19 protein-coding genes and 1 tRNA gene are annotated in these 22,802 nt (G+C 57.2%); 12 read left to right on the top strand and 8 right to left on the bottom strand.

Features of this window, described 5'->3' with window-relative positions:
- Positions 1–124 precede the first annotated feature (124 nt).
- Entirely contained in the window at positions 125–562 is a 438-nt protein-coding gene (locus CJ255_RS02210; protein WP_245863127.1) for a MarR family winged helix-turn-helix transcriptional regulator, read from the bottom strand.
- Between the two features lie 97 nt (positions 563–659).
- Between CJ255_RS02210 and CJ255_RS02205 the strand changes: the two genes are divergently transcribed.
- From CJ255_RS02205 to CJ255_RS02195, 3 genes are all read left to right on the top strand, one after another.
- Positions 660–1,244 carry a 5-formyltetrahydrofolate cyclo-ligase gene (locus tag CJ255_RS02205; protein ID WP_097642464.1) on the top strand — a complete coding sequence of 195 codons (585 nt, stop codon included), beginning with the start codon at positions 660–662 and terminating at the stop codon, positions 1,242–1,244.
- A 296-nt stretch (positions 1,245–1,540) separates the two neighbouring features.
- Positions 1,541–2,461, top strand: a complete 921-nt coding sequence (locus tag CJ255_RS02200; RefSeq protein ID WP_097642463.1) for an ABC transporter ATP-binding protein — start codon at positions 1,541–1,543, stop codon at positions 2,459–2,461.
- Between the two features lie 183 nt (positions 2,462–2,644).
- Entirely contained in the window at positions 2,645–3,541 is an 897-nt protein-coding gene (locus CJ255_RS02195; RefSeq protein ID WP_097642462.1) for a DUF2705 family protein, read from the top strand.
- A gap of 256 nt (positions 3,542–3,797) precedes the next feature.
- On the opposite strand, the gene CJ255_RS02190 is transcribed toward CJ255_RS02195, so the two are convergent.
- Positions 3,798–4,484 (bottom strand): endonuclease III domain-containing protein, encoded by a 687-nt coding sequence (locus CJ255_RS02190; protein ID WP_097642461.1) that lies wholly within the window; start codon positions 4,482–4,484, stop codon positions 3,798–3,800.
- A 165-nt stretch (positions 4,485–4,649) separates the two neighbouring features.
- Here CJ255_RS02190 and CJ255_RS02185 point away from each other — a divergent pair, with 165 nt between their 5' ends.
- From CJ255_RS02185 to CJ255_RS02175, 3 genes are all read left to right on the top strand, one after another.
- Positions 4,650–5,027, top strand: coding sequence for a response regulator (locus CJ255_RS02185; protein ID WP_097642460.1), 378 nt, complete (start codon positions 4,650–4,652; stop codon positions 5,025–5,027).
- Between the two features lie 9 nt (positions 5,028–5,036).
- On the top strand, positions 5,037–7,850 hold the full coding sequence (locus tag CJ255_RS02180) for a response regulator (protein WP_097642459.1): 2,814 nt from the start codon (positions 5,037–5,039) through the stop codon (positions 7,848–7,850).
- 97 nt (positions 7,851–7,947) lie between these two features.
- Positions 7,948–8,022, top strand: a tRNA-Met gene (locus CJ255_RS02175).
- A gap of 64 nt (positions 8,023–8,086) precedes the next feature.
- Here the strand turns inward: CJ255_RS02175 and CJ255_RS02170 are convergent.
- A complete protein-coding gene (locus CJ255_RS02170; protein WP_217352383.1) occupies positions 8,087–8,632 on the bottom strand; it encodes an acyl-CoA thioesterase in 546 nt (181 codons plus the stop codon).
- 267 nt (positions 8,633–8,899) lie between these two features.
- Positions 8,900–10,693: an aldehyde ferredoxin oxidoreductase family protein gene (locus CJ255_RS02165; protein ID WP_097642458.1), complete on the bottom strand. Its 1,794-nt coding sequence runs from the start codon at positions 10,691–10,693 to the stop codon at positions 8,900–8,902.
- A gap of 131 nt (positions 10,694–10,824) precedes the next feature.
- On the opposite strand from CJ255_RS02165, the gene CJ255_RS02160 reads away from it, so the two are divergent.
- From CJ255_RS02160 to CJ255_RS02145, 4 genes are all read left to right on the top strand, one after another.
- On the top strand, positions 10,825–12,285 hold the full coding sequence (locus CJ255_RS02160; protein WP_097642457.1) for a cyclic nucleotide-binding domain-containing protein: 1,461 nt from the start codon (positions 10,825–10,827) through the stop codon (positions 12,283–12,285).
- A 63-nt stretch (positions 12,286–12,348) separates the two neighbouring features.
- Entirely contained in the window at positions 12,349–12,762 is a 414-nt protein-coding gene (locus CJ255_RS02155; protein WP_097642456.1) for a rhodanese-like domain-containing protein, read from the top strand.
- A 158-nt stretch (positions 12,763–12,920) separates the two neighbouring features.
- Entirely contained in the window at positions 12,921–13,841 is a 921-nt protein-coding gene (gene accD, locus CJ255_RS02150) for an acetyl-CoA carboxylase, carboxyltransferase subunit beta (RefSeq protein WP_097642455.1), read from the top strand.
- Positions 13,841–14,695, top strand: coding sequence for an acetyl-CoA carboxylase carboxyltransferase subunit alpha (locus CJ255_RS02145; RefSeq protein ID WP_097642454.1), 855 nt, complete (start codon positions 13,841–13,843; stop codon positions 14,693–14,695). The genes accD and CJ255_RS02145 overlap by 1 nt, the downstream gene beginning before the upstream one ends.
- 129 nt (positions 14,696–14,824) lie before the next feature.
- Here CJ255_RS02145 and CJ255_RS02140 read toward each other — a convergent pair whose 3' ends face one another.
- The 4 genes from CJ255_RS02140 to CJ255_RS02125 form a co-directional block, all read right to left on the bottom strand.
- A complete protein-coding gene (locus tag CJ255_RS02140) occupies positions 14,825–16,207 on the bottom strand; it encodes an ABC transporter substrate-binding protein (protein WP_097642453.1) in 1,383 nt (460 codons plus the stop codon).
- Between the two features lie 23 nt (positions 16,208–16,230).
- Positions 16,231–17,112 (bottom strand): carbohydrate ABC transporter permease, encoded by an 882-nt coding sequence (locus CJ255_RS02135; protein ID WP_097642452.1) that lies wholly within the window; start codon positions 17,110–17,112, stop codon positions 16,231–16,233.
- A 144-nt stretch (positions 17,113–17,256) separates the two neighbouring features.
- Positions 17,257–18,141: a carbohydrate ABC transporter permease gene (locus CJ255_RS02130; protein WP_245863125.1), complete on the bottom strand. Its 885-nt coding sequence runs from the start codon at positions 18,139–18,141 to the stop codon at positions 17,257–17,259.
- A gap of 230 nt (positions 18,142–18,371) precedes the next feature.
- A complete protein-coding gene (locus CJ255_RS02125; protein WP_097642450.1) occupies positions 18,372–18,767 on the bottom strand; it encodes a PPOX class F420-dependent oxidoreductase in 396 nt (131 codons plus the stop codon).
- 207 nt (positions 18,768–18,974) lie between these two features.
- On the opposite strand from CJ255_RS02125, the gene CJ255_RS02120 reads away from it, so the two are divergent.
- Together CJ255_RS02120 and CJ255_RS02115 are read left to right on the top strand one after the other, a co-directional pair.
- Positions 18,975–19,787, top strand: coding sequence for a glycosyltransferase family 2 protein (locus CJ255_RS02120; RefSeq protein WP_217352382.1), 813 nt, complete (start codon positions 18,975–18,977; stop codon positions 19,785–19,787).
- 135 nt (positions 19,788–19,922) lie between these two features.
- Positions 19,923–22,775, top strand: coding sequence for a phospholipid carrier-dependent glycosyltransferase (locus CJ255_RS02115; protein ID WP_097642449.1), 2,853 nt, complete (start codon positions 19,923–19,925; stop codon positions 22,773–22,775).
- The last annotated feature ends 27 nt before the right edge of the window (positions 22,776–22,802 follow it).

Genomic DNA, 22,802 nt, shown 5'->3' with positions numbered 1-22,802 from the left:
GGCATCAAGATGCGCTGCATGTCTCCAAGCTGTAACGTGACATGAACCCTTCCCCTCCTACCCAAATAGCTCTGTGCCCTCTGTGCCTCTGTGGTTCAAATCCTCTCTGCCCTCTGTGCCCTCATCAGCGCAAACCAGAGTGCAACTTCTCCAGTAAGCCGCGCAGCAAAAACTGTTCCTCATTATTCAGCACGGCCATGCGTCGTTCGACCGCTTCGCTATGCAGTCTGATGGCCTGATCGCGCACTAGTACGCCGCGTGTCGTCAGGCGCAAACGCTGGGCCCGGCGATCATCGGGATCGGGGGTGCGACGCACGAGGCCGCCCGCCTCGAGTCGATCAACTAAGCGGGTTATGGTACTTTTTACACAAAATAATTCAGTACCAATGTCGGTTAAACGCCGCCCTTGGTCACGGTGCAAACGCTGTAACACCGCAAATTCAAGTGGCGTTAAGCCTGTTGCATCGAGGACTTGGCGATCACCATCGTCAAGCAGTATATAAATGTCGTGCAGAAGGCGGTGCTGCTCGCAAGCGAGCGAGGGCGAGTCTAGCATTTCCATGATCAACCCTCGTCTGGTAGAATAGTTGAAGTTGCAAACAAGTATAGTAGATTAGAACGCACTGCGTCAAGACGTAATTCTTCAACCCACGGTTGTCATGGAAGTAACCTCAGATGTCGCCCTTCTAACCAAAGCGAAGCGCCGTTTGCGCCGCAGCGCCCATGAGCAGCGCAATCTGCTAACCGATCGGGCGCAGCGGAGTGCGCGGATCCAAACGCTGATCGAGTCCCTCACAGTTTACCGTGAAGCCCAGGCGCTCCATTGCTACCTCGCTATTCGCTCCGAGGTCGAGACGCGCCCTCTGATCGGGGCGGCCCTCGCAGCGGGCAAGGCGGTCGCTTGCCCCTTTGTGGACGCTCAGGGTCTGGTGCAGCATAGCTGGCTGGCGAGTATCGCACCAACAAGCTTTACCCATGATGCGTTGGGCTTGCCGCAACCCAACCAACTCCGCCCTGCCTATGCGGGCGAGTGGCAGCTTACTCTGGTGCCACTGCTCGCTTTCGACCGAGCTGGCTATCGTTTGGGTTATGGCAAGGGCTACTACGACCGCATCCTTGCCACAACCCAGGGGCTTGCCCTTGGCCTCGCCTTTGCGTGCCAAGAGGTCACCGTAGTGCCGCGTGAAGCCCATGATCGCCCCCTCGATCTTATTGTGACTGAAGCAGAGGTGATTTGGGTATAGTTGAGGAGAATGCTGGGAGCTCTCAGTTATAGAGTTTTTTGAACAGGGGTTCACAACGCCAACGAGAAGAGGTACCGAGGATTGCACCACAGAGGCACCGAGGGCACAGAGGTAAACCTAACGAAGCAGAACATCCAGTTTCTGTATTCTTCCCCAAAGCTTTACGCTATAATGGGATTGACGATACCCTCTTGCTTGGCTGAACTATACCAACGAGCGTTGAATATTCCGCAAAGCGAGTTAGATTAACGCGCATTGGTATGCGCTAGCTCCTACTTGTCACTGGTATCACCCCTATGCCTACTCCCGCAATTGAGACAACCGAGTTGACCCGGCGTTATGGGGCGCGGGTAGCAGTGGATGCGCTCAATCTGCGCGTAGAGCGTGGTGAAATCTTTGGCTTCTTGGGGCCGAATGGGGCGGGTAAGACGACGACGATTGCGATGCTGCTCAATCTGGTGCGCCCCTCCCATGGCCAAGCGCTGGTCTTGGGCTGTGATGTGCAGCGTGAACCGGCGCGAGCCCTGGCGCACGTCGGGGCCATGATCGAAGCTCCGGCTTTCTACCCCTACCTCAGTGGCTACGATAATCTGCGCGTACTCTGTAAGGCGGGGGGGCTGCCCGAACCACGCATTGAGCAGACCCTTGCGGCAGTTGAGTTGCGGAAACGTGCCCACGATAAGGTGCAGGTCTATTCGCAGGGCATGCGTCAGCGTCTCGCCTTGGCAGCGGCGCTCTTGCCCGATCCCGAACTGATCATCCTTGATGAGCCAACCAATGGCCTCGATCCTGCCGGTACCGCCGAGATTCGCGGGCTCATCCGCGATCTAGCCGCTGGCGGGCGCACGATCTTCCTCTGTAGCCACATGCTCCACGAGGTTGAACAGCTCTGTGAGCGGGTGGCGATTCTGAAGCAGGGCCGTCTGATTGCTGAGGGGCGCGTGGCCGATCTGCTGCACCACCATCAGGGTTTGCGCCTCCGCATTGAGGGCGATCTGGCCCCCGCCGAAGCCCTCCTACGCAGTCTGCCCTGGGTGCAAGCGGTGAGCCAGGTTCACGGGCAGCTTATGGTTGATGCCCCCCCTGAACGCGCCGCTGAACTGAATGGTCACCTTGCCCGCGCTGGGATTCTTGTGGCTGAATTGACGATCCAGGCCGCTTCGTTGGAGGATTTCTTCCTTGAAGTGACGGCGGAGGAAGAACGGAAGAACAGATGAACAGAGGAACAGAGGAACAGAGGAACAGAGGAGCAGAGGAACAGAGGAACAGAGGAGCAGAGGAACAGAGGAACGGAAGAACAAATGAACAGATGCTTCCCTGTTCTTCTGTTCTCCTGTTCTTCTGTTCTCCTGTTCTTCTGTTCTCCTGTTCTCCTGTTCTTCTGTTCCTTGTAACACCCTATGCTACGTAACCTCTTCGCAGCCGAGTGGCTTAAACTCTATCGTCGGCCCCTAGCCTGGGGGTTGTTGGCGATCTTTCTTGGCTTGATGCTGCTCTCCCAAGGTCTTTGGGCGCTCGTGTTGGCCCTGCATATAGGGGCCGTTGGTGGCCTAGAATTGCAGGCGCTGGCACCGGCGCAAGTGGAGCAGCTTAAGCTGCAACTGAGCTTCCCCGGCGTCTTTGGGGCGGTCTTAGGGCAACTGAATGGCACCGGGGGCATCCTGGCGATCATTCTGGCTGCGGGTGCGCTGGGCAGCGACTATAGCTGGGGCACAATGCGGACGCTTTTGGCGCGTGCGCCTGCACGCGGTAGCTATTTGGCTGCAAAGACCCTCGCGCTCCTCTTGGCGCTGCTGCTGGCCACGCTGATCGCATTGCTGGTTGGTAGTCTTGTGGCCTTTATCGTCAGCGTTTGGCTCGATCTGCCGCTCCGCATCCGTTTTAGCGATCTGGCCCTGCTACCCTTGGGCATTGCGCGGGCGCTGCTGGTCATTTTGCCCTATCTGCTGGCCACGCTGGCCTGCGCCGCTTGGGGCCGATCCGCCTTAGCTGGCATGGGCGGCGGCTTGATCTTCCTCGCCCTTGATGTTGGTGCTGGTTCGCTCAGCTCCCTTGGCTTGGTCAATGAACTCGTACTCTTCATGATCAACCTGCTGCTTCAGCCCAACATCACCACCCTTGTGGTCCTCAATGGCCAACTCTTTGGCCTCGATCCCTCTTTGCTGACAAGTGCCCTCGATCTGGCCTATCTGCCGTCGCCGCTGCAAGCGATCTTTGTGGTTCTTATCTACAGCAGCAGCTTTGGCTATGTCGCATGGCGCACACTGGCGCGCCGTGATGTGAGCGGGCAGCAGTAAGATCTGGTTTCAGAAACGCGCTTTCAGCTTTACCGTTGGAGTGCCGACGTTAGTCGGCATCCAATGGCAGTTTGTGAACTCAGCCGACTAACGTCGGCACTCCGTCGGAGGCCAAACGGTAACGTGTCCTGAGAGGCTGTCTGAAAAGTCTATGGGTTGGCGTTGGAGTGCCGGCTTTAGCCGGCTAAAGCCGGCACTCCAGCGTTTGCCCCCCGGCTTTTCAGACAGCTTCTGAAACCATCCCTAACAAGAAGCTTCAACGCCTCCGCGTAACCCCAATCTGCCCGCAGTGGGCCGCAATTGGGCATTGTGAACACTTTGGCGAGGTGGGATGGCAAATGTTCTGGCCTAAGGTCACCAGCAGACGGTTGATGCTGAGCCAGTGTATGGGGGGCAGTTGGGCCCGTAGCGCGAGTTCCGTTGCATCCGGGTTGCGGGTGTTGACATAACCCCAGCGGTTGCAGATGCGGTGAACGTGGATGTCTACACAGATGCCTGGTAGCCCGTAGCCCGCCGTTACGACTAGGTTGGCCGTCTTGCGCCCGACGCCGGGTAGCGCCAAGAGCTGCTCAAGCTCGGCGGGTACCTTGCCGTCGTGCTGATCAAGCAGGCGTTGACAGATCTCAATAATGCTGCGTGCTTTATTGCGATAGAAGCCCACCGGGTAGATCAACTCGGCTACACGGGCCTCTCCCAAGGCCAACAGAGCCTGGGGCGTGTCGGCTTGGGCAAAGATCCGTGGTGCAACCACGGCAGTGAGGGTATCCTTGGTGCGTAGACTCAAGATGGTAGCGATCAACACATGGAAAGGAGTCGTACCCTGATCGCCCATCTGGTCAATCAGCGGCTGGGTGAAGTGCTCCAGTTCACGCTTGAGGGTGGCCAGCACCTGATCAATCGGGAAGGGGGCGCGAGAATGAATAGATGTTTCGTCAATACTCATCGGAGTGTTATACTACTTCCATTATACTTAGGTATAGCATATGGGTGTGACCAACTTGCTTGGGGGCTACGCCCCCAAACCCCCGCCGGGGGGGTAACGTAATGTGTACGGGAAGGGAGCGCGCGGGAACCTGGTTCCCTCGCATCCTTACGAGGAGCAGCAACAATGCCCAAAATTCTATTAGTTGAAGACAATGAGATGAACCGCGACATGCTTTCGCGCCGCCTCAAGCGTAAAGGTTACGACATTGTCATCGCGGTAGATGGTGCCCAAGGGCTTGAGTTGGCTCGTAGTGAACAACCTGATCTCATTCTCATGGATATGAGTCTGCCAATCATCGATGGTTGGGAGGCGACCCGTACCCTGCGCGCCGATCCGACCAGCATTGCTGCGGTGCCGGTGATTGCCTTGACCGCCCATGCCATGTCGGGTGACTATGAACGCTGCCTCGCAGCGGGATGTGATGACTATGATACCAAGCCGGTTGAGTTGGAACGTCTGTTGGCCAAGATTGAGCGGCTGTTGCAACGGGTAGAGCGCTAGAAGAAGATTATGGGTATTCGTCCCGCTATGAACCGCTTGCGCTACCCAGAGAAGTTTGTGCTGATCAGCCTGCTCTTTCTGTTGCCTTTGGTCGTAACTATGGGCTTTATGGTTGCCGAGCAGAATGTTCGCATCCGCTTTGCCCAACAAGAGATAGCGGGAGCTACCTATCTGCGTGCGCTCAATGAGGTCTATTTGGCCACCCTGCTGCATCGCCATGAGGTGCTGCGGGCCTTGACCCTAGGGATTACGGTGGAGGCGTTGCCCCATACGCGCCAGCGTGTCGAGCAGAGTATGGCTGCGTTGCGCCCGCTCCAAGCTACCTATGGCGCCCGCTTGCAGACCAGCGAACTCTTTGAGCAGATTGAGACGGGATGGGCCGATCTGCGTGACGATGACATGCGCGGTTCGGCCCTCGATGGCTATGATCGCTACCAACAATTGATTGTTGACCAGCGGATGTTGATTGCAACCGTTGGTGACAACTCTAACCTGATTCTCGACCCCGATCTCGATAGCTATTATATGATGGATGCGGTACTGCTGCGTTTGCCCGAAGCGCAGGAGTTGATGGCGCGGATCCTGTTGATCAATGAGAATTTGGTGCCACAGGAGCATCGCATTGCGGATCGGCGCACCGAGATTATTATGCAACTGAGTCTGTTGCGGGCCAATAGTGAACGCTTGCAGCGCAACCTAGCGACATCCTATGCCCATACGAACTGGACGGCTTTGGAGGCGCTACTCGAACCGGAGGTGCAACACTACCTGAGTCTGGTTGACACCATGCTGCGCGCGTATCAGGCAGCGGCAACCGAGCAGGGGCGGCTGTTAGGCACACGCGAACTGGTTGATCTGGGCCAGGCGGCGCTCGAGGCTGCGGATCAACTCTCGGCAGCCACCTCGCCCGCCCTCGAGACGCTGCTCACGATGCGGATCAACGCGCTCCAACAGCGCCAGGGCTTTACCATTCTCTTCAGTCTGCTCCTGTTGGTCTTGGCTTATGCAACGGGCATCAGGCTGATGCGCTCGATCAGCGGGCCGCTCAATGAGTTGCTGCGTGCAACCCAACGCCTCGCCGCTGGCGATCTGAGTGTACAGGTGCAGACGAGTGGCCAGAGTGAGGTAGCCATGGTTGGGCATGCCTTCAACCAGATGGCTCAGGAGATCCGCGCTAACCGCGATCTGTTGGAGCAGCGCGTGATCGAGCGCACCCACGAGTTGGCCAATAGCGCCCGGGCCGCCGAGGAGGCCCGTATCGCGGCTGAAGAGGCGCGGGCGACTGCTGAGGAGGCGACCCGCGCCAAGAGTATCTTCCTCGCCAATATGAGCCACGAGTTGCGTACACCGCTCAATGCGATCATTGGCTATGCCGAGATGCTCGAAGATGAAGCTGCTGACTTTGGCTATGATGATTTTACGCCCGATCTGGCCAAAATTCGCGTTGCAGGCCGCCAATTGCTCGCCCTGATCAATGATGTACTCGACATCTCTAAGATCGAAGCGGGGCGCATGGAGTTGCACCTCGACCGCTTTGCGCTGAATACCATGATTGGCGATGTGGTGAGTACCATTACGCCTCTGGCAGAACAGAATGGCAATCGCCTGCTGGTGCGCGGCGATACGAGCGGTACGCTCTACAATGATTTGACGCGCCTGCGTCAATCGCTACTCAATCTGCTCTCCAATGCCGCCAAGTTTACCGCCAATGGCAAGATTACGCTGGAAATCGAAAATCAGAATATTAATAGTATTGAATATCTCTGTCTCCGTGTGCATGACACCGGCATTGGCATTGATTCAGAGAAAATAGGCCAACTCTTCCGCGAATTTACGCAGGGCGACTCATCAACCACGCGTAAATATGGTGGCACTGGGCTTGGCCTCGTCCTGAGTCGGCGCTTCTGCCAGATGATGGGCGGCGACATCATCGTGAGTAGCACGCTAGGCGAGGGTTCTACCTTTACGATTGTGGTGCCGCGTGAAGTGCGCCCTGAAGATGCAGTAGCCCACTTGGTCGCTTCGAGTGATGCGGCCCCTGATGGCCCAGAGCGCGGTGTGGTACTGGTGATTGACGACGACCCGGTGACCAGTGATCTGCTGCAGCGCACTCTCACCCGCGAAGGTTTGCGCGTGGTTACGGCGATCAGTGGTGCCGAAGGGTTGGCGCGGGCGCGCGCCGAGCGCCCCGATGTCATCACCCTCGATGTGCTACTCCGTGATGCCGATGGCTGGCAGATTCTCGCGGCGCTTAAGGCCGACCCTGAATTGGCCGATATTCCCGTTGTGATGCTGACTATCCTTGATGAGCGGAGTACCGGCTTTAGCCTGGGTGCTGCCGACTACCTCACCAAGCCGGTGGATCGTCGCCGCCTGATCGAACTCGTTGGGCGCTACTGCACCTCGGACGTTGAAGCAAGCGAGGAACAGCCAGCTATCTTGGTGATCGAAGATGACCCAACCACCCGCGAGATTCTCTGCCGTACCCTTGATCAAGCGGGCTGGAAGACCCGCGAGGCCGCAAATGGGCGGCTTGGCCTCAGCGCGGTCGCTGAAGCACGCCCCCGCCTGATCCTGCTCGACCTGATGATGCCCGAATTGGATGGCTTTGGTTTTCTCAATGAACTACGCAGTCAACCAGATTACATAGACATCCCGGTCATTGTGGTCACCGCCATGGATCTGACCCACGAAGATCGGGTGATGCTCACCACCTCCGCTCAACGCATCATGCAAAAAGGTGCCTACGAGCGCGATCAGTTGCTTGGTGAAGTACGAACCCTCGTAGCAACCTATGCGCGTCACGATCAGCGCGAGCGTTAATACCATTGTAGATTGTAGATTGTAGATTGCTGAACACTTGGACCGCAGCCCTAACTTGACAAACCCCTGATCAATCAGGTAGAATGGAATCCAATGACGCGGCGTGGAGCAGTGGCAGCTCGTCGGGCTCATAACCCGAAGGTCGCAGGTTCGAATCCTGCCGCCGCTACCAAAAAGAGCAAGGGGCGTTGTGCTATGGCACAACGCCCCTTGCTCTTTGCAGCCCATTTTAGCTACTAATGTGGTTCATTCTCGAGGTCGTCCAGTTCATGCAGCAACTCTTCGGGATGCTGACGAATCTCGAGGCTGCGGGCTTCAATCTCTTTACGCAACTCACGCCGTAGTTGTGCTGCCGCCCAGCGCCGTCGTTGCACTGGCGTCCTAATACGAATAGGTGGTACCGCATGGGGCGTTCCATCTTCGTCTACCGCAACCATCGTAAAATAGCAGGTCAATACGTGACGCATACTACGCTCGGTAATCTGCTCGGCCTCCACCCGAATACCAATCTCCATCGAAGTCTTGCCAGTGTAATTCACCGATGCAATAAATGTCACCAATTCCCCAACATGGATGCGCTCATGAAAAACCACTTGGTCTACCGAAACAGTGACGACATAGGAGCCTGAATAGCGCGACCCACACGCAAAAGCCACCTGGTCGAGCAACTTGAGGATATGACCTCCGTGTACGTTGCCAGAAAAGTTAGCAGTATCAGGCGTCATCAAGACCGTCATTTCGAGCGTACGAAACTGTTCGGCAATGTCACTCATTGGCTGCATGGTGAAATCCTCATGTTTCCCTCTGCTTCTATTGCTTAGGGATGGCTTCAGGCTACTTTACCGTTTGCGCCATTAGAGGCTGTCTGAAAAGTCTATGAACTGGCGTGGCGTTGGAGTGCTGGCTTTAGCCGACTAAAGCCGGCACTCCAGCGTGTGCCCCCCGGCTTTTCAGACAGCTTCTAAGGTGTTCTGAAGCCTCGGCCCTATTTCCTATTTCCTATTTCCTATTTCCTATTTCCTGTATCCTTCCCATAATACTACATGCTACTACCCCTTGATCCCCAACTCTGTCAGGCGTTCTGCGGTTGGATCGCCCATGCGGTTCCAGCCGTGACGACGGTAGTATTCGGCCAGCATGGCGTTGAGTGGCGGGTTGAAGTTGGCGGCCCGCCCTTCTGCCAATGGTTCTTCGAGCCAGCGCTCTGGGAGTTCGTCTATGCCACCGTTATCGGCGTAGCGGCGGGCAAAGAGGCGCTCAATCGTCACAATGCGCTCGCCGATACGCGCCATGTCGGCCCCCGAGACGGTGACGCCGGTGGAGGCAGCGATGAGTGCGAGCAGTTCACCGGGCGAGACCTGGTAGCCCATCAGCCCTAAGCGGCGACAGAGGCCAGCCGCATCAAGCACAGCGGCGAAGCGTTCGTGCCAGATCATGCGTACAACCTTATGCTGGAGGCTCTGGGGTGCGGCGGGCTGTTCAGGTAGCCATGCGGGTGGTTCGTCAACGAGTTCATCATAGTACATCGCATAGCGGTGATCGCCGCCAATCGGTGCAGTCGCCAATGCAAGGGCAAAGCCGGTGAGCGCCCGCGGATCAAGGCCAGGCAGGGCCAAGCCCTTTGCTTGGGGTGCGAAGGCGCTGCTGCCCCAAAAGACCTCCTGCATTTCACCGACACCAAGCGAGAGGATGTCGCGCTTCTCTTGGCGCGTACCGAGGCGTTCAATCGCGTTGAGTACCGCCTGTTCATCGCCCCATGCTAGGGTGCGGCTTGGCGCAAGCCCACGATCCTGACACTCCATCATAAAGGCGATGGAGGCACTGGTGGCAACCGGATCAAGCCCCAGACGCAGGCAGCGTTGGGCAATGGTGGTAAGCGCCTCAAGGCTCTTGATGCCGCAACGTGCCCCAAAACCGGCCACGATCTCCAGATCGGGCACGGGCATGCCTTCGCCTGAACGGGTAGGCAGATCGAAGTAGCAGGGCATAGGGCAACCCGCACAGCCGCGGCTATGCTTGGGACGGGCCGCAAAGGCGGCGCGCGCATAGGCAATCTGCTCATCGAGTTTGCCATGCGCCCCGTTCTGTTCGGTGAGTGCCCCGACCTCAACGGCACGTCCGAGGAAGTGGGCACTCCCTAGTTCACCGATGCCCGCCGCTAGGGCACTCGTATCAACGCGGCGGCGAATAATATCGAGCGCCAGGGCCAAACGACGCTCATCGGGCGGGGTAATGGGCTGCCCGCCACGGATCGCCACCGCCTTGAGCCGCTTGGTACCCATGACCAGCCCGGTGCCCGCCGGTTCAGCCATGTAGCGCCCTTCAGCGACAATACTCGCGTAGGCCGCTTCGGCTTCACCCGCTGAACCGATACAGATGGTTGTGGTGTTATCGCCATGTTCAGCCCGTAGTGCTGCCGCCGTCGCCACCGTATCAAGGCCACGTAAGCGTTCGGCAGAACGCAGCCGTACATGGTCGCCATCAATATACAGATAGACCCAGTCGGGCGCTTGGCCACGCACGACCAGCACATCGTAGCCAGCGCGGCGCAGTTGTGCGCCCCAATGGCCTTGGGCCCAGCTATACCCAATTGCGCCCGTCAGTGGCGAACGGGTACCAACTACAAAGCCGCCACTGGCAAAGGCACTGGTGCCTGCCAACGGGCCAGCAGCAAAGATTAACAGATTTTCGGGTGCCATAGGCGGTGTGTCCGCAGGCAAATGGTGCCAAAGCAACCATGCAATTGCGCCACGTCCGCCCAAGTAGTCCCGCTCGACAATCGCCGGAAGGTGCTGGCGCGCATGTCCGCGCTCCAGGTCAACAGTAAGAGTGCGCAAGGCCATAGTTTTGCCAGCTTCGCTGGATATTAGGTGCGGAAGGTAGAAATACTCCCTTATTATAACGCGCCCATGCAACCGTTGTGGTAGTATTGTATAGAGATTGTTTTGGTAATATCCGCCGACAGGCTGTATGTATGGCAAAGCGTCCAGGTGGTACGGGCACGACTTCGGGGCGTAGCCCTGCGGCCCAAGCACGGACTGAACAGCAGAATGCGCGCCGCCAAGAACGCCTAGCGCTGCTCGAAAGCCTTGATTGCCTGCGCGGAGCACCGCCCGGTGAGTTGGCCCGCTTGAGTGAGTATTGTACCTTTCGGGCTTTTCAGGCTGGGGCAACGGTGCTTGGCCAGCAGCGCCATGATCGCTTTCTCTTCTTGGTGCTGCGTGGGACACTCGAGTTGCATCTGCGTGATAAGGATGGCTGCGAGGTGCTGATGGGTGTCTTGGGCCGTGGCGATTGCTGCGGCGAGGGGCCGCTCTTTGGCGAGTTCTTTCGCCGCATGAGCGCCTTGGCCCAGAGTGATTGCTACCTGCTGCAGGTGCCCCTCAACGAATTGCGTAACGCTCAAGCGGCCATGCCAATGGTGAATACGGCGTTGCGTCGTGTGTACAAGCAGCGCATGATTGAAGCAACCCTCGCACGGGTGCCGTTGCTGAGCCAACTGCTGCCGATGGAACGCCTCGCTTTGGCCGCCCTATTGCGTCCCGCCAATTTTGCACCTGGCGAGTTGATTATGCAGGAGGGCAGCAATACCGATGCGCTCTATTTGATTGAGTCGGGCCATGTGACGGTTGAGCAGGGCGAGTTGACCATTGCAACCCTTGGTGAGGGTGACTTCTTTGGTGAGATTGCGCTCCTGACGAATCAGCCTCACCGCGCTGGTGTGCGCGCCCTGACCACAACGACCGTCTTGGCACTACCGGGTGAACAGTTCCACGAGTTGATCGCAAGCCGCCCTGATCTTGAGGCTCAACTACGCAGCGTGATCGAGCAGCGCATGCAGGCGACGGTAGCACTCAGTAGCGATACGAATCGTGGGCGTGAGCTTGAATTTGCGGTTCAGCGCGGGCTCCTGCGCGGGGCCTATCTGTTGGTGCGTACCCCTAGTCTCTGTTCCTCCGATTGTCGCTATTGTGAAGATGCCTGCGCCGCCCGCCACGGGCGGGCCCGCTTGAAACTCAACGGAGCAGAGATCAATGGCCTCGAAGTTGCTGATGCGTGTCGTCAGTGCAGCGTCGGCCCCGAATGTGCCGAAGTCTGCCCCGAAGCTGCCTTTGAACGCACCGAGACAGGTGTCCTGCTGATTACCGAGCGCTGTACCGGCTGTGGTGAGTGTATTCCGGCCTGTCCCTACGATGCGGTGGCGCGCGTATCATTGCCAACCCTTTCAATTGCCCAAAACCCCTTCTGGAATGTGCTGCACCATGCCATCGAGAAGCTGCGCCGCCATCCCGCCATCCCACTCGAACCAACGCGCCCCACCCATCGCGCCGATAAGTGCGATTTTTGCTATGGTTACGATGATATTGCCTGTATTGACCACTGTCCCACTGATGCGTTGCGTATGGTTTCAGTTGAGGAGATTTTTCCCTTGTAGTATGTTGGGCTATAGCCTATTTTCTTGATCCTATTTTTTAATCCTCAATTAAGGAGTATCCTCATGTCTACTTCATTACGCCTGTTGATCTATAGTATTGTCGTGTTGCTGCTGGCTGCTTGTGCGAGTTCTGCTGAACGGCTGCCCCTCTCGGTTGAACCTAGCTTTGATCATATGAGTGTGCAACAGCTCAAGACGACCCTCGATAGTGCGCAACCCATCCTGGTGCTTGATGTGCGTACCCCCGCTGAGTATGTGGGCGATGGTCATATTGCGGGCTCGTTGCTCATTCCGGTAGAGGAATTGCCCGCCCGTTTGGATGAGGTGCCGAATGATCAGCCGATTGCTTGCTTTTGCCGTTCGGGCAATCGCAGTCAGACCGCATGTAGCATTCTGGCACGAGCGGGCTATAGCAACCTGAGCAACGTTGATGGCGGTATTCGCGCTTGGGTTGCCGCAGGTTACCCCGTTGAGTAACGCATGCCTATACAAATGGATGGTCAACGCCGCTAACCCTGTTAGTTCGCAGTACAGAGCAGAGATGCTATAATAATCCCGATTACCGTCTGTGATACAAAACACAAATAGGCAAGCAGCAGATATGATGGGCGCTGACTGCGCGGAAGGGAGTGCATGTGAAAGAGTTTTTCCGGCGCACCAGGAAGAGCTTCGACTCGGATCAGAGTGCGGAGACTGTCCAGATTCCCGATGATCTGTGGGTGAAGTGCCCATCGTGTCGTGAATTGATCTATCGCAAAGAACTTAACGATAACCTGAAGGTCTGCCCGAAGTGTAGCCACCATATGCGTATGAGTGCCCGTGAGTGGGTGGGCTTGCTTGATGTTGGCTCCTTCAGCGAGACCGATGCAAACCTGTTGCCTACCGATCCGCTTGGCTTTGTAACCCCCGATGATACCTATGCCAACAAGCTGAAGAAGTCGCAGCACCGCACCGGCATGACCGACGCGATGCTTACGGGGGTTGGCAGCATCAATCGTATGTGGATCGGCATTGGCGTGGGTGATTTCTCCTTCATGGGTGCTTCGATGGGCAGTGTCTATGGCGAGCGCTTGGCCCGTGCTGCTGAACAGGCCGCGAAGCTCAACATTCCGCTCTTGACCATCAACACCTCCGGGGGGGCGCGGCAGCAGGAGGGGGTGATTGCGCTCATGCAGATGGCCAAGGTCACCATGGCGCTCAGCCGTCTCGCCGAGGCGGGCCAGCCCCACATTGCGGTGATGATAGACCCTTGCTACGGCGGCGTTACCGCCTCGTACCCCTCGGTCGCCGATGTGATCATTGCCGAGCCAGGGGCCAATATTGGCTTTGCGGGGAAACGCCTGATCGAGCAGATTATCCGCCAGAAGCTGCCCGCTGGCTTCCAGACGGCAGAGTTTATGCTCAAGAATGGCATGGTTGACATGGTGGTTTCGCGGAGCGATCTGCGCGATGTGCTTGATCGGCTGTTGCGCCACTACAATGCGCGTAGCAAGCCTCCGGTGGTTCAGGCGCAAGCAGAGCCGGAGTTGGCCGGTTATGCACAAGGGAGGGCCTGATGGAGCAACTCGATACCCCCCACGTCGCATCAGAGCTTACCCCCTGGGATCGGGTGCAGCGGGCGCGCCATCCCCAGCGCCCCCATACGCTCGACTATGTCTTTGCGCTCTGTGAGGATTTTGTTGAACTGCACGGCGACCGCCGTTTTGGTGATGACGCCGCGATTGTGGGCGGCATGGCCAGTTTCAACGGGCGCACCGTGATGGTGCTTGGGCACCAGAAGGGCAGTGACACACGCGAGAATATGCGGCGCAACTTTGGCATGCCCCTGCCCGAAGGCTACCGCAAGGCTCAACGCCTGATGCGCCACGCCGAGAAGTTTGGCATCCCGGTGCTCTGCTTTGTTGATACGCCGGGCGCTAATCCCAACAAAGAATCGGAAGAGCGCGGCCAGGGCAACGCCATCGCCGAAGGGATTCAGGTTATGACCACCCTGCGGACCCCGATTATTGCCACCGTGATCGGTGAGGGGGGCAGTGGTGGGGCGTTGGCCATCAGTGTTGGTGACCGCATCCTCATGCAAGAGAACTCGATCTACTCGGTTGCCTCGCCCGAAGCAGCCGCCTCGATCCTCTGGCGCGACTCGGCCCGCGCCCCTGATGCCTCGCGGGCGCTGAAGCTGACCGCCCAAGACCTGTTGGAACTTGAGATCATTGACGAGATCATCACCGAACCCGCAGGCGGGGCGCACCTTGATGCCCAAGCGGCGATCAACGCTGCTGGCGAACGCATCGCCGTGCATCTGGAGCAGGTCTGTGCCCTTGACCTCGACACACTGCTGCATGAGCGCTATGCGAAGTATCGCTCAATTGGGCGCTTTGAAGAGCAGCAGAATGTGTTGTTGCGGGTGTAGCGGAGGGGGGGCGGCGAGCCGCCCCCGAACCTTCAGAACGGCCTTTGCAGATTTATCCCAATCACCCTTTGGGACACCATGTTCGGCAATCTACAATCTACAATCTGCAATCTACAATCTGCAATGGTATTACCCCTCTACCTCGCGCAGATCTTCAAGGATCGGCTCGGCAACGCGAGTGAGTTCGGCGTTGACATCGGTAAAGACGGTGCTGGGATCCTCACCATTGATGATGATACGCTCTAGCCCTTTACCAATGATCTGATCGCCATTGCGAACGAAGACGCGCGCAGCATCCTGGGCTTGGGTGAGTGGCAATTGGTCCACCGCTGTCTTGAAGTTGGGATTCTCGTTGAAGAAGTTGACCATATCGGGGGTGGCTTTGGTGCTGATGCGTACCGGCATATAGCCAGTATTGCGCGCCCAGACGCCAGCCTGCTCAACGTTGGTCACAAAGGCGATGAACTTCATTGCAGCCTGCTGCTTCTCGGCTGGGGCACCGCTAGGAATAGCCAAGCCCGCACCGCCCGTACAACAGCCAAAGTTGGTCTCTTTGGGCAAGAAACCGACGCCGACATCGAACGGCGCATTGGAGGTGAGACCAGCTAAACTGCCAGTGGAAGCCATCATAGATGCTGCCGTGCCACCAATAAAATCGGTGTTGATATCGGGTACCAGTGTGGCCCATCCATTGGATCGAGCGCTATCCTGGAAGAATTGCGCCGCCCGCAATGTATCGGAATCCGTCATAGTCATGGTGAAATCATCGGTGGAATACTGGCCTCCGTGCTGCCACACGACTGGCTGGAAGAGCCATGCGATGTAACTGGCCCCATTGGGATGCACATAGGCCGCACGGCGCATGGTCGTGCCCTCGCGCTCGATCAACTGAGGTGCCCACTCTTCAAACTCGGCCCAGGTCTCAGGGGCACGATCGGGCAAGCCCACCTCAGCCCAAATCTCCTTGTTGTAGTAGAAGAGCGGCGTTGAACGGGCAAACGGTATCCAAAAGTGCTTGCCTTGGCGCACACCCTCATTGAGCAGGGCCGGCTCATAGTCGCTGAAGTCTACACCCTCGGCTTGGGCAAGGCTATCAAGTTGACTAATCATGCCTGCGACATAGAAGCTAAACCACCAGACATCAGAGAGCAGGATCACATCGGGGATGGTATTGGCTTGTAGTCCGGCAGTAAACTTCTGCGCGGTCTCTTCATAGTTCCCCTGGAACTGATAATCTACCACTACATCACTCTGGGCCGCATTGAAGCTACTCACCATAGCTTGCTCGGCTTCACCCAGATTGCCGCTAAAAGAACCCCAGTAGGTAATGTTGACGGTAGAGCCTGGTTCACTAACTACGGCGGGGGCACCGGTCTCGGCTTCATCGTTAGCCGGGGGGCTGGTTGGCGTTTGGGTTGTCGTTGCAGCACCACAAGCAGCGAGGGCTGCCGTGCTACCACTAGCGAGCAGTAACTTGAGCATCTGACGGCGTGTGAGCATCTGTTGGGTCATGGTGAACAATCCCTTTCTCTCTACTATCCCTTGACAGCACCAGCAGCGATACCTTCAACGATATAGCGTTGGAGCCAGAGGAACACGAGCAAGACAGGCACGATCAAAAAGAGTGAACCGGCCATTACCACGCCCCAATTGATCACCCCTTCACTATTGCGTAGCCAGAAGATACCAATAGGGAGGGTACGCATATCGGAGGTGTGGGTCACCAAAAGGGGCCAGAGGAAATCATTCCAGCGCGCAACCAGCGCCAACAGCGCCATGGTGACAATAGCGGGCTGTGACATGGGGATGACAATACTCAACAGAATCCGCACATGGCCAGCCCCATCCACGCGTGCTGCCTCAATCACCTCGAAGGGCAGGGCGAGAAAGGCTTGGCGCAGCAGGAAGGTACCGTAGGCCACAGCAGCACTCGGAATAATGATGCCTGCGTAGGTGTTGATCCAACCCAAACGGCCCACAGTGAGATAGTTGGGCACAATTGTTATCTCAGGTGGGATCATCAGGCCAGCCAGGAGTACGAGGAAGACCAAATCTTTGCGTGGGAAACGCAAGAAAGCTAGGGCGTAAGCTGAGAGAACAGCAAGCAGCACCTTGGCCAGCGTCCCCCCAAGGGTGGTAATGAAGCTATTGATGTAGTAGCGACCAAAGGGGGCAGCATTCCAGGCACGCGAAAAATTCTCGAAGGTAGGATTCAGGGGTACCCATGTAGGTGGAATGCGATAAATCTCCGCCGACTCCTTAAAGGCTGCAATGATCGTCCAATAGACCGGCAAGCCCACCAAGAAGATAGCCAAGGCCATAGCTAAGTAGCCAAAGAAGCGCTGCACATGCAATAACCCCTTATTGGCTTTGGTTACCACCGGGCGAGCGAGTATCGTCTCGTCACGTACCGTCATAGCCGCTTATACCATTTCAGATTGCAGCAAGAATTCCTCTTATACCAATTGCCGTTGAATATGCCGCATAGCAAATTACGTCAGACCGCATTGCAATGAGGTATACCCTGCTTGTCACTCGTCACTCATCACTCGTAACTGGTATTACCCGTAGTTTACGCGTTGCTCAAGGTAGCGAATCTGGATAATCGTGAGGACAAGCATGATCATGAAGAGCACCACAGCTACTACACCAGCCTGACCTGCGTCATAGCTCACAAAACCAAGGGTATAGAGGTGATAGATGAGGGTTGTCGTTGAGATCACGGGGCCACCATCGGTAAGCACTTTAATGATGTCAAAAGCTTGGAAGGTAGCCAACACGCTTGTAACGGACAGAAAGAAGGCGATGGGCGAAAGGCCGGGTAGGGTGACATGCCAGAAACGCGCCCACGGGCCAGCCCCATCTACGCGGGCGGCCTCATAGAGTTCGCGGGGAATCCCTTGTAGCCCAGCGAGGTAGATCACCACCGCATAGCCAAGATTTTTCCAAACATAGACAATAATCACGGCTGGCATGGCCCAAGCTGGATCGGAGAGCCAATTGGGTGAGGCGATGCCAAGCGGGCGCAGGAATTGATCAATCAGGCCGTAGCGCGGATCAAAGATATAGCTCCAGACGACCGCAACGACTGCCCCTGACATAATGACTGGCGAGAAGAGTACCGCACGGGCGGTGTTGCGGTAGCGCAGCGGTTGATTGATCAGCAGCGCAAGCGCCAAGCCAATGATCAGCGTGAGGCCCACCGAGAAGAAGGCGAAGACAAACGTATTGGTGACAATTGTCCAGAATTGGGCACTACTGAAGACATTGGCATAATTATCAAGCCCAACAAAGGGCTTGGTTGGCCGTAAGAAGTTCCAGCGCACAAAGCTGAGGTAGAAGTTGTAGATCAATGGCCAATAGGTAAAGACAGCAAAGAGCGCAAGGTTCGGGCCAATTAACAGCACAAAGAGGAGCCACTCATGGCGCTCACGTGGGCTAGGCATGCGTAGAGATCCGAGGAAGCGAGTCATACATACCAAACTGATAGCCGGATAACACCAACGCATCCTAGCGATGAAGCGTTAATGTTTACCACACATTCCATTAAGCAGAGGTAAATAGCTGATTAAGAGATGGCTGATAACCAAGCTATTGGGTGCTACGTCCTGCAACCATGCAAAAGCGGGGAGGGCCAAAGCCCTCCCCGCTGGTTGTCGCTTAAAAATGAAAGACCCTACGCGGGTTCAACCTCAATCCATGCACGCTGCATATCAAAGAAGACGGTAGCAAAGAAATCGAGAATAGCCTTCAAGAGACCATACTTATCATCGAGGGCATGCTTGGCAACCAGAACATCTTGGGGATCGGTCAAGAGCCGTGCTTTGCCGTCAACCGTGGGGCCAAGGGGCTTACCTGTGCGATCAGAAGCGCCAAGTTGGACGCGGGGGTTGTTGCGGATACGCTTGACCTTGCCCGAATCCTCAACCGTCATGATGTAGATGCGACCATCCTTTTCGGCGAACCACATAGGCGTCTTCACCGCCTCACCATTTTTGCGGAAGGTGAAGAGATTGGCGTAACTTTGGTTGTGAAGAATACTGAAGGGGGCGTCCGACGTGGCCTGACTCATGTTGTTGCTCCTTGTGTTTACCCGGCCTACTATAATTGTAGCATAAACCTGTTTATGTGCCGGGCAGGTTTGGTTGTCTGTGACGCATTGGGTATTTTCTGCTACAATCGGGAGGCTTCGCCCCCCAGGGGCGGAGCCCCAAAGCGGATTCTAGGACGGCACCTAGGGGCATGGCCCCAAACGAACAATGTGGAGAAAGATTTAAGGATGAGTAGTCAACGGGTCGTGGTAGTGATGCCCGCCTATAATGCTGCGCGCACCCTAGAGCGTACCTACCGCGATATTCCGCATGGTGTGGTTGATCATGTCATTTTGGTTGATGATGTCTCGCGGGATGAGACGGTCGAGGTAGCGCAGCGGCTCGGCCTAGAGGTGGTCATCCACGTTCAGAATCGGGGCTATGGCGGGAACCAGAAGACATGCTACCTAGAGGCGTTGCGCGCCGGGGCTGATATTGTGGTGATGTTGCACCCCGATTATCAGTATGATTCGACCTGTATCCCGCAGTTGATTGCGCCAATCGTTGCGGGTACCTGCGATATGATGCTCGGTTCGCGCCTCTTGCGCCAGCCTGGGCAGGGTGGCAATCCCGCGCTCGCTGGTGGCATGCCGATCTGGAAGTATGTGGCCAACCGCTTTTTAACCATCAGTGAAAATATGGTGTTGGGCCTGCGCCTCTCGGAGTGCCATACCGGCTTTCGGGCCTACAATCGGCGTCTGCTCGAAACGGTGCCCTTTCTGCTCAATTCCGACGACTTTGTCTTCGATAGCGAGATGATCGCCCAAGCGGTACTCTATGGCTTTCGTATTGGCGAGATTGCCGTGCCGACACGCTACTTCGAGGAGGCCTCGTCGGTCAATTTCCAGCGTTCGGTGATCTATGGCTTGGCGACACTCAATGTGCTGCGGCGCACCATGCTGCATCGCATGGGCTTGCGGCGCTACCGCCAGTTTAGCTTGCAACTCGGTGATGTGTTGAGCCCCCACCATAGTGCGGCAATTCTCGGTGGGCGCGAGTGATAGTGGTTAGCGGTTAGTGGTTAGTGGTTAGTGGTCAGCAGTTGGCGGTTATGTGGTTAGCCGAGCGTGGCTTACCAATCTGTTTCGCCCTGCTCGTCACTCGTCACTGGTCACTCGTCACTGGTATAAGTTCTTATGGCCCTGTTGCAACGCTGGCCCCCACTGACCATACCTGGGGTGCTGCTACTCCTTGTCACCCTCTTGCTCTGGTTGCTCTTGCGCTCTCCTCAGCCGCTGCAGCTTGATGTTGGTGTGGATGCTGACACACGTTTCCTGAGTGGCTTTTATCTGGTAGAGCGCCACTATGGGCGCAGTTTTCGTTGGAGCGGGCCGGAAGCACGTATGGTGCTGCATGGGGCAAGTTCGGGCCCAAATCTGTTGCGCCTATCCTTGAATGGCGAACAGCTTGCGGCCCAAGCAGATCCGACCTTGACCCTGATGCAAGAGACGACGCCTGTTGTGCGTTTTGCTGTAACAGAGGGCTGGCGTCACTATGCCGTTGTGCTGCCGCCAGGTGTTGCGGCCCAAGCTCGTGGCGTGGCCCAACCGCTCGATCTCCACTCGACGCTGGTGCGCCCCGGCCAACGCCCCGCTGATCTTGATCTCCGTTTGCTCGGTGTGCCCTTGGCGGAAGTGAGCCTTACGCCATTGCCAGGCAGCAACCACGCCGCCCTCAGCCGCAGTCTTGCGCTGGGTTGGCTCTTAGCCGTGCTGGTCGCTGCGTTGATCTGGGTGGTTACGCTGCTGCGGGCATACCAGACGCCACTGCTTGCCGCTGCCGCAAGTCTGCTGATTGCCCTTGTTGGTAGCGCATTGCTGCTCTGGGCTTGGTATGATCCCTATAGCCTTGTCTGGATGCTTCCGCCAACTCCTTGGCTGTTGGGGACGGCGACATTGCTGTTGTTGCTGGCGTGGCGTGGTGCGGCAGCGCGGCGGGGCGACGAGGTTCATGGGCAGAGAGAAAACGGGTTCATTGCCGCAAAAGAGCGCAAAGCAACACAAGCAAACAGCGGTGCCTGCGCCCCTCTCCCACAACGTGGGAGAGGGGTAGGGGGTGAGGGCCATCCAAGGCATCCCAAAACCCAATCCGTGGATTCAGGAATAGATGTTCTGTATGCCCATGAAGGTGGCAAGGCTCTGGCCTGGCTCACCACCCCCTGGCCGGTCTTGGTTGGCTTGGGGTTGCTCGCCTTGGCAGGTGGTATGTTGGCAACCCAATTGCCCTTTGCGGTTGGTGCAGGCATAGCCGTGGCTCTTGGGGCGTTGCTGCTGCTTACGGCGGGGCCGCAGGGGCTAGGCAACAACCTTTGGCAACCAAGTGGGCCAGATTTCAGTCGTCAACACGCCCTGCTCCTCTTGACGCTCATCTTCATCCTTGCCCTTGCGCTGCGCCTCTTCCGCCTCGACGAGATGCCCTTTGGCCTGTGGCGCGATGAGGCGCGCCACGGCCTCTTTGCGCAACGCATCCGTGATTTCTCTGGCTACCGCCCCATCTATATTGCCAGCGAGCGGGTGAATATGCCGGCTTTGGGGCTCTATCCCTTTGCCCTGGCGCTCTACCTCTGGGGTGAGCAACTCTGGTCTATGCGCCTCGTTACCGCCGTTGCTGGGGCGCTGACGGTCTTTCCGTTGTATGCCTTAGCTGCACTGCTCAGTGGCCAACGTGCGGTGGGCCTTGTAGCCGCGCTGTTGCTTGCTGCATCCAGTTGGCATATTACGATTAGCCGCTTCTCTTTTCCAACGGTTTTTGATCCGCTGTTGGCGTTGAGTGGGCTGGTGTTGCTCTTGGTGGGGTTGTACTGGGGCGGTGAGGAGGCGAGGAGGCGAGGAGGCGAGGATACGAGGAGGCGAGGAGGCGAGGACGCGAGGAGGCATCCCGCATCCCGCATCTCGCATCTCGCTTCCCGCTTCCCGCTTCCTGCTTTCCTGCTCACACTCATCGCGGCTGGTGGACTGCTTGGCTTGGCGGTGCAGACCTACCACACCGGGCGGGTTGCGCCCTTGGTGGCTGCGTGGTTGGGCTTTTTGCTGCTCTGCTTCTACCCCCATGCTTGGCGGAGGCTGCTTGGGGGCGCTATTGCGATCATACTGGGGCTGTTGCTTACCCTTGGCCCACTGTTTAGCTATGCGCTCAACCAGCCAGAGGCTTTTAATGATCGCGTAGGGGCGGTCTTTCTGCTCAGTCCTGAAATATTGCGTGCCGAAGCACCGCTGGTGGCCTTGGATGATGCGCTCCGTCGCCACCTTTTGATGTTCCATGTGCTTGGTGATGAGAATGGCCGCCACCATGCGCCCCGGCATCCGATGCTCGACTATGTGAGCGGAATCGGGATGCTCCTTGGTCTTGCGGCCCTGCTGCGCTGGTGGCGTGATTGGCGCACCCTCTTCATTTTTGGCGGCCTCGGCTTGGGTTTGTTGCCAAGCGCATTGGCGATGAACGCCCCTCATGGCATGCGTGCCTTCGCCGCAATTGGCTTTGTCTACATCATTGTCGCCCTGGGCTGGGTGGCACTCTGGCGTAGCTTGTGGGCGCGATGCAACCGTTTGCGTCCCCAGCTTGTGCGTGGGCTTGCTGTAGGCTTGTTGAGTCTGAGTGTGGCGCTGAATGTACACCTCTATTTTGTGGTGATGCCGCCACAAGTCGGGGTCTACTTGGTCTTCTACCCGGTGCAGAGCCAGATGGGGAGCTATGTGCGGAGCTTGGCCGATGAGGATCGTTTACCGCCACAGATCTTTGTCGGTGATGGCTTGCCCCAAGACCCAGTCTTTGCCTTTCTGACAACAGGCATTCCGGTAGCTACCTTCGCTGGCGCACAGCTCTCAACTCCGGCTGAAGCGGGGGCGCTCTTTCTGCTCTCTGGCTATTTTGTGCAAGAGGACCTTGCGGCCCTAGCTTCCATCCTTGGGCCCGACCCCGAACCTGTGGTGATGGGGCCACTCTTTCCTGATGGCAGCCGACGCACGTTCTATGGTTATCGTCTACCATGAATGTTCTATTTGAGCGAAAATCAGCCC

The organism is Candidatus Viridilinea mediisalina (genome assembly GCF_002532535.1).
GTDB lineage: Bacteria > Chloroflexota > Chloroflexia > Chloroflexales > Chloroflexaceae > Viridilinea > Viridilinea mediisalina.
The sequence above is the reverse complement of the archived record's forward strand: the minus strand, read 5'-3'. Positions and strand labels throughout refer to the sequence as shown.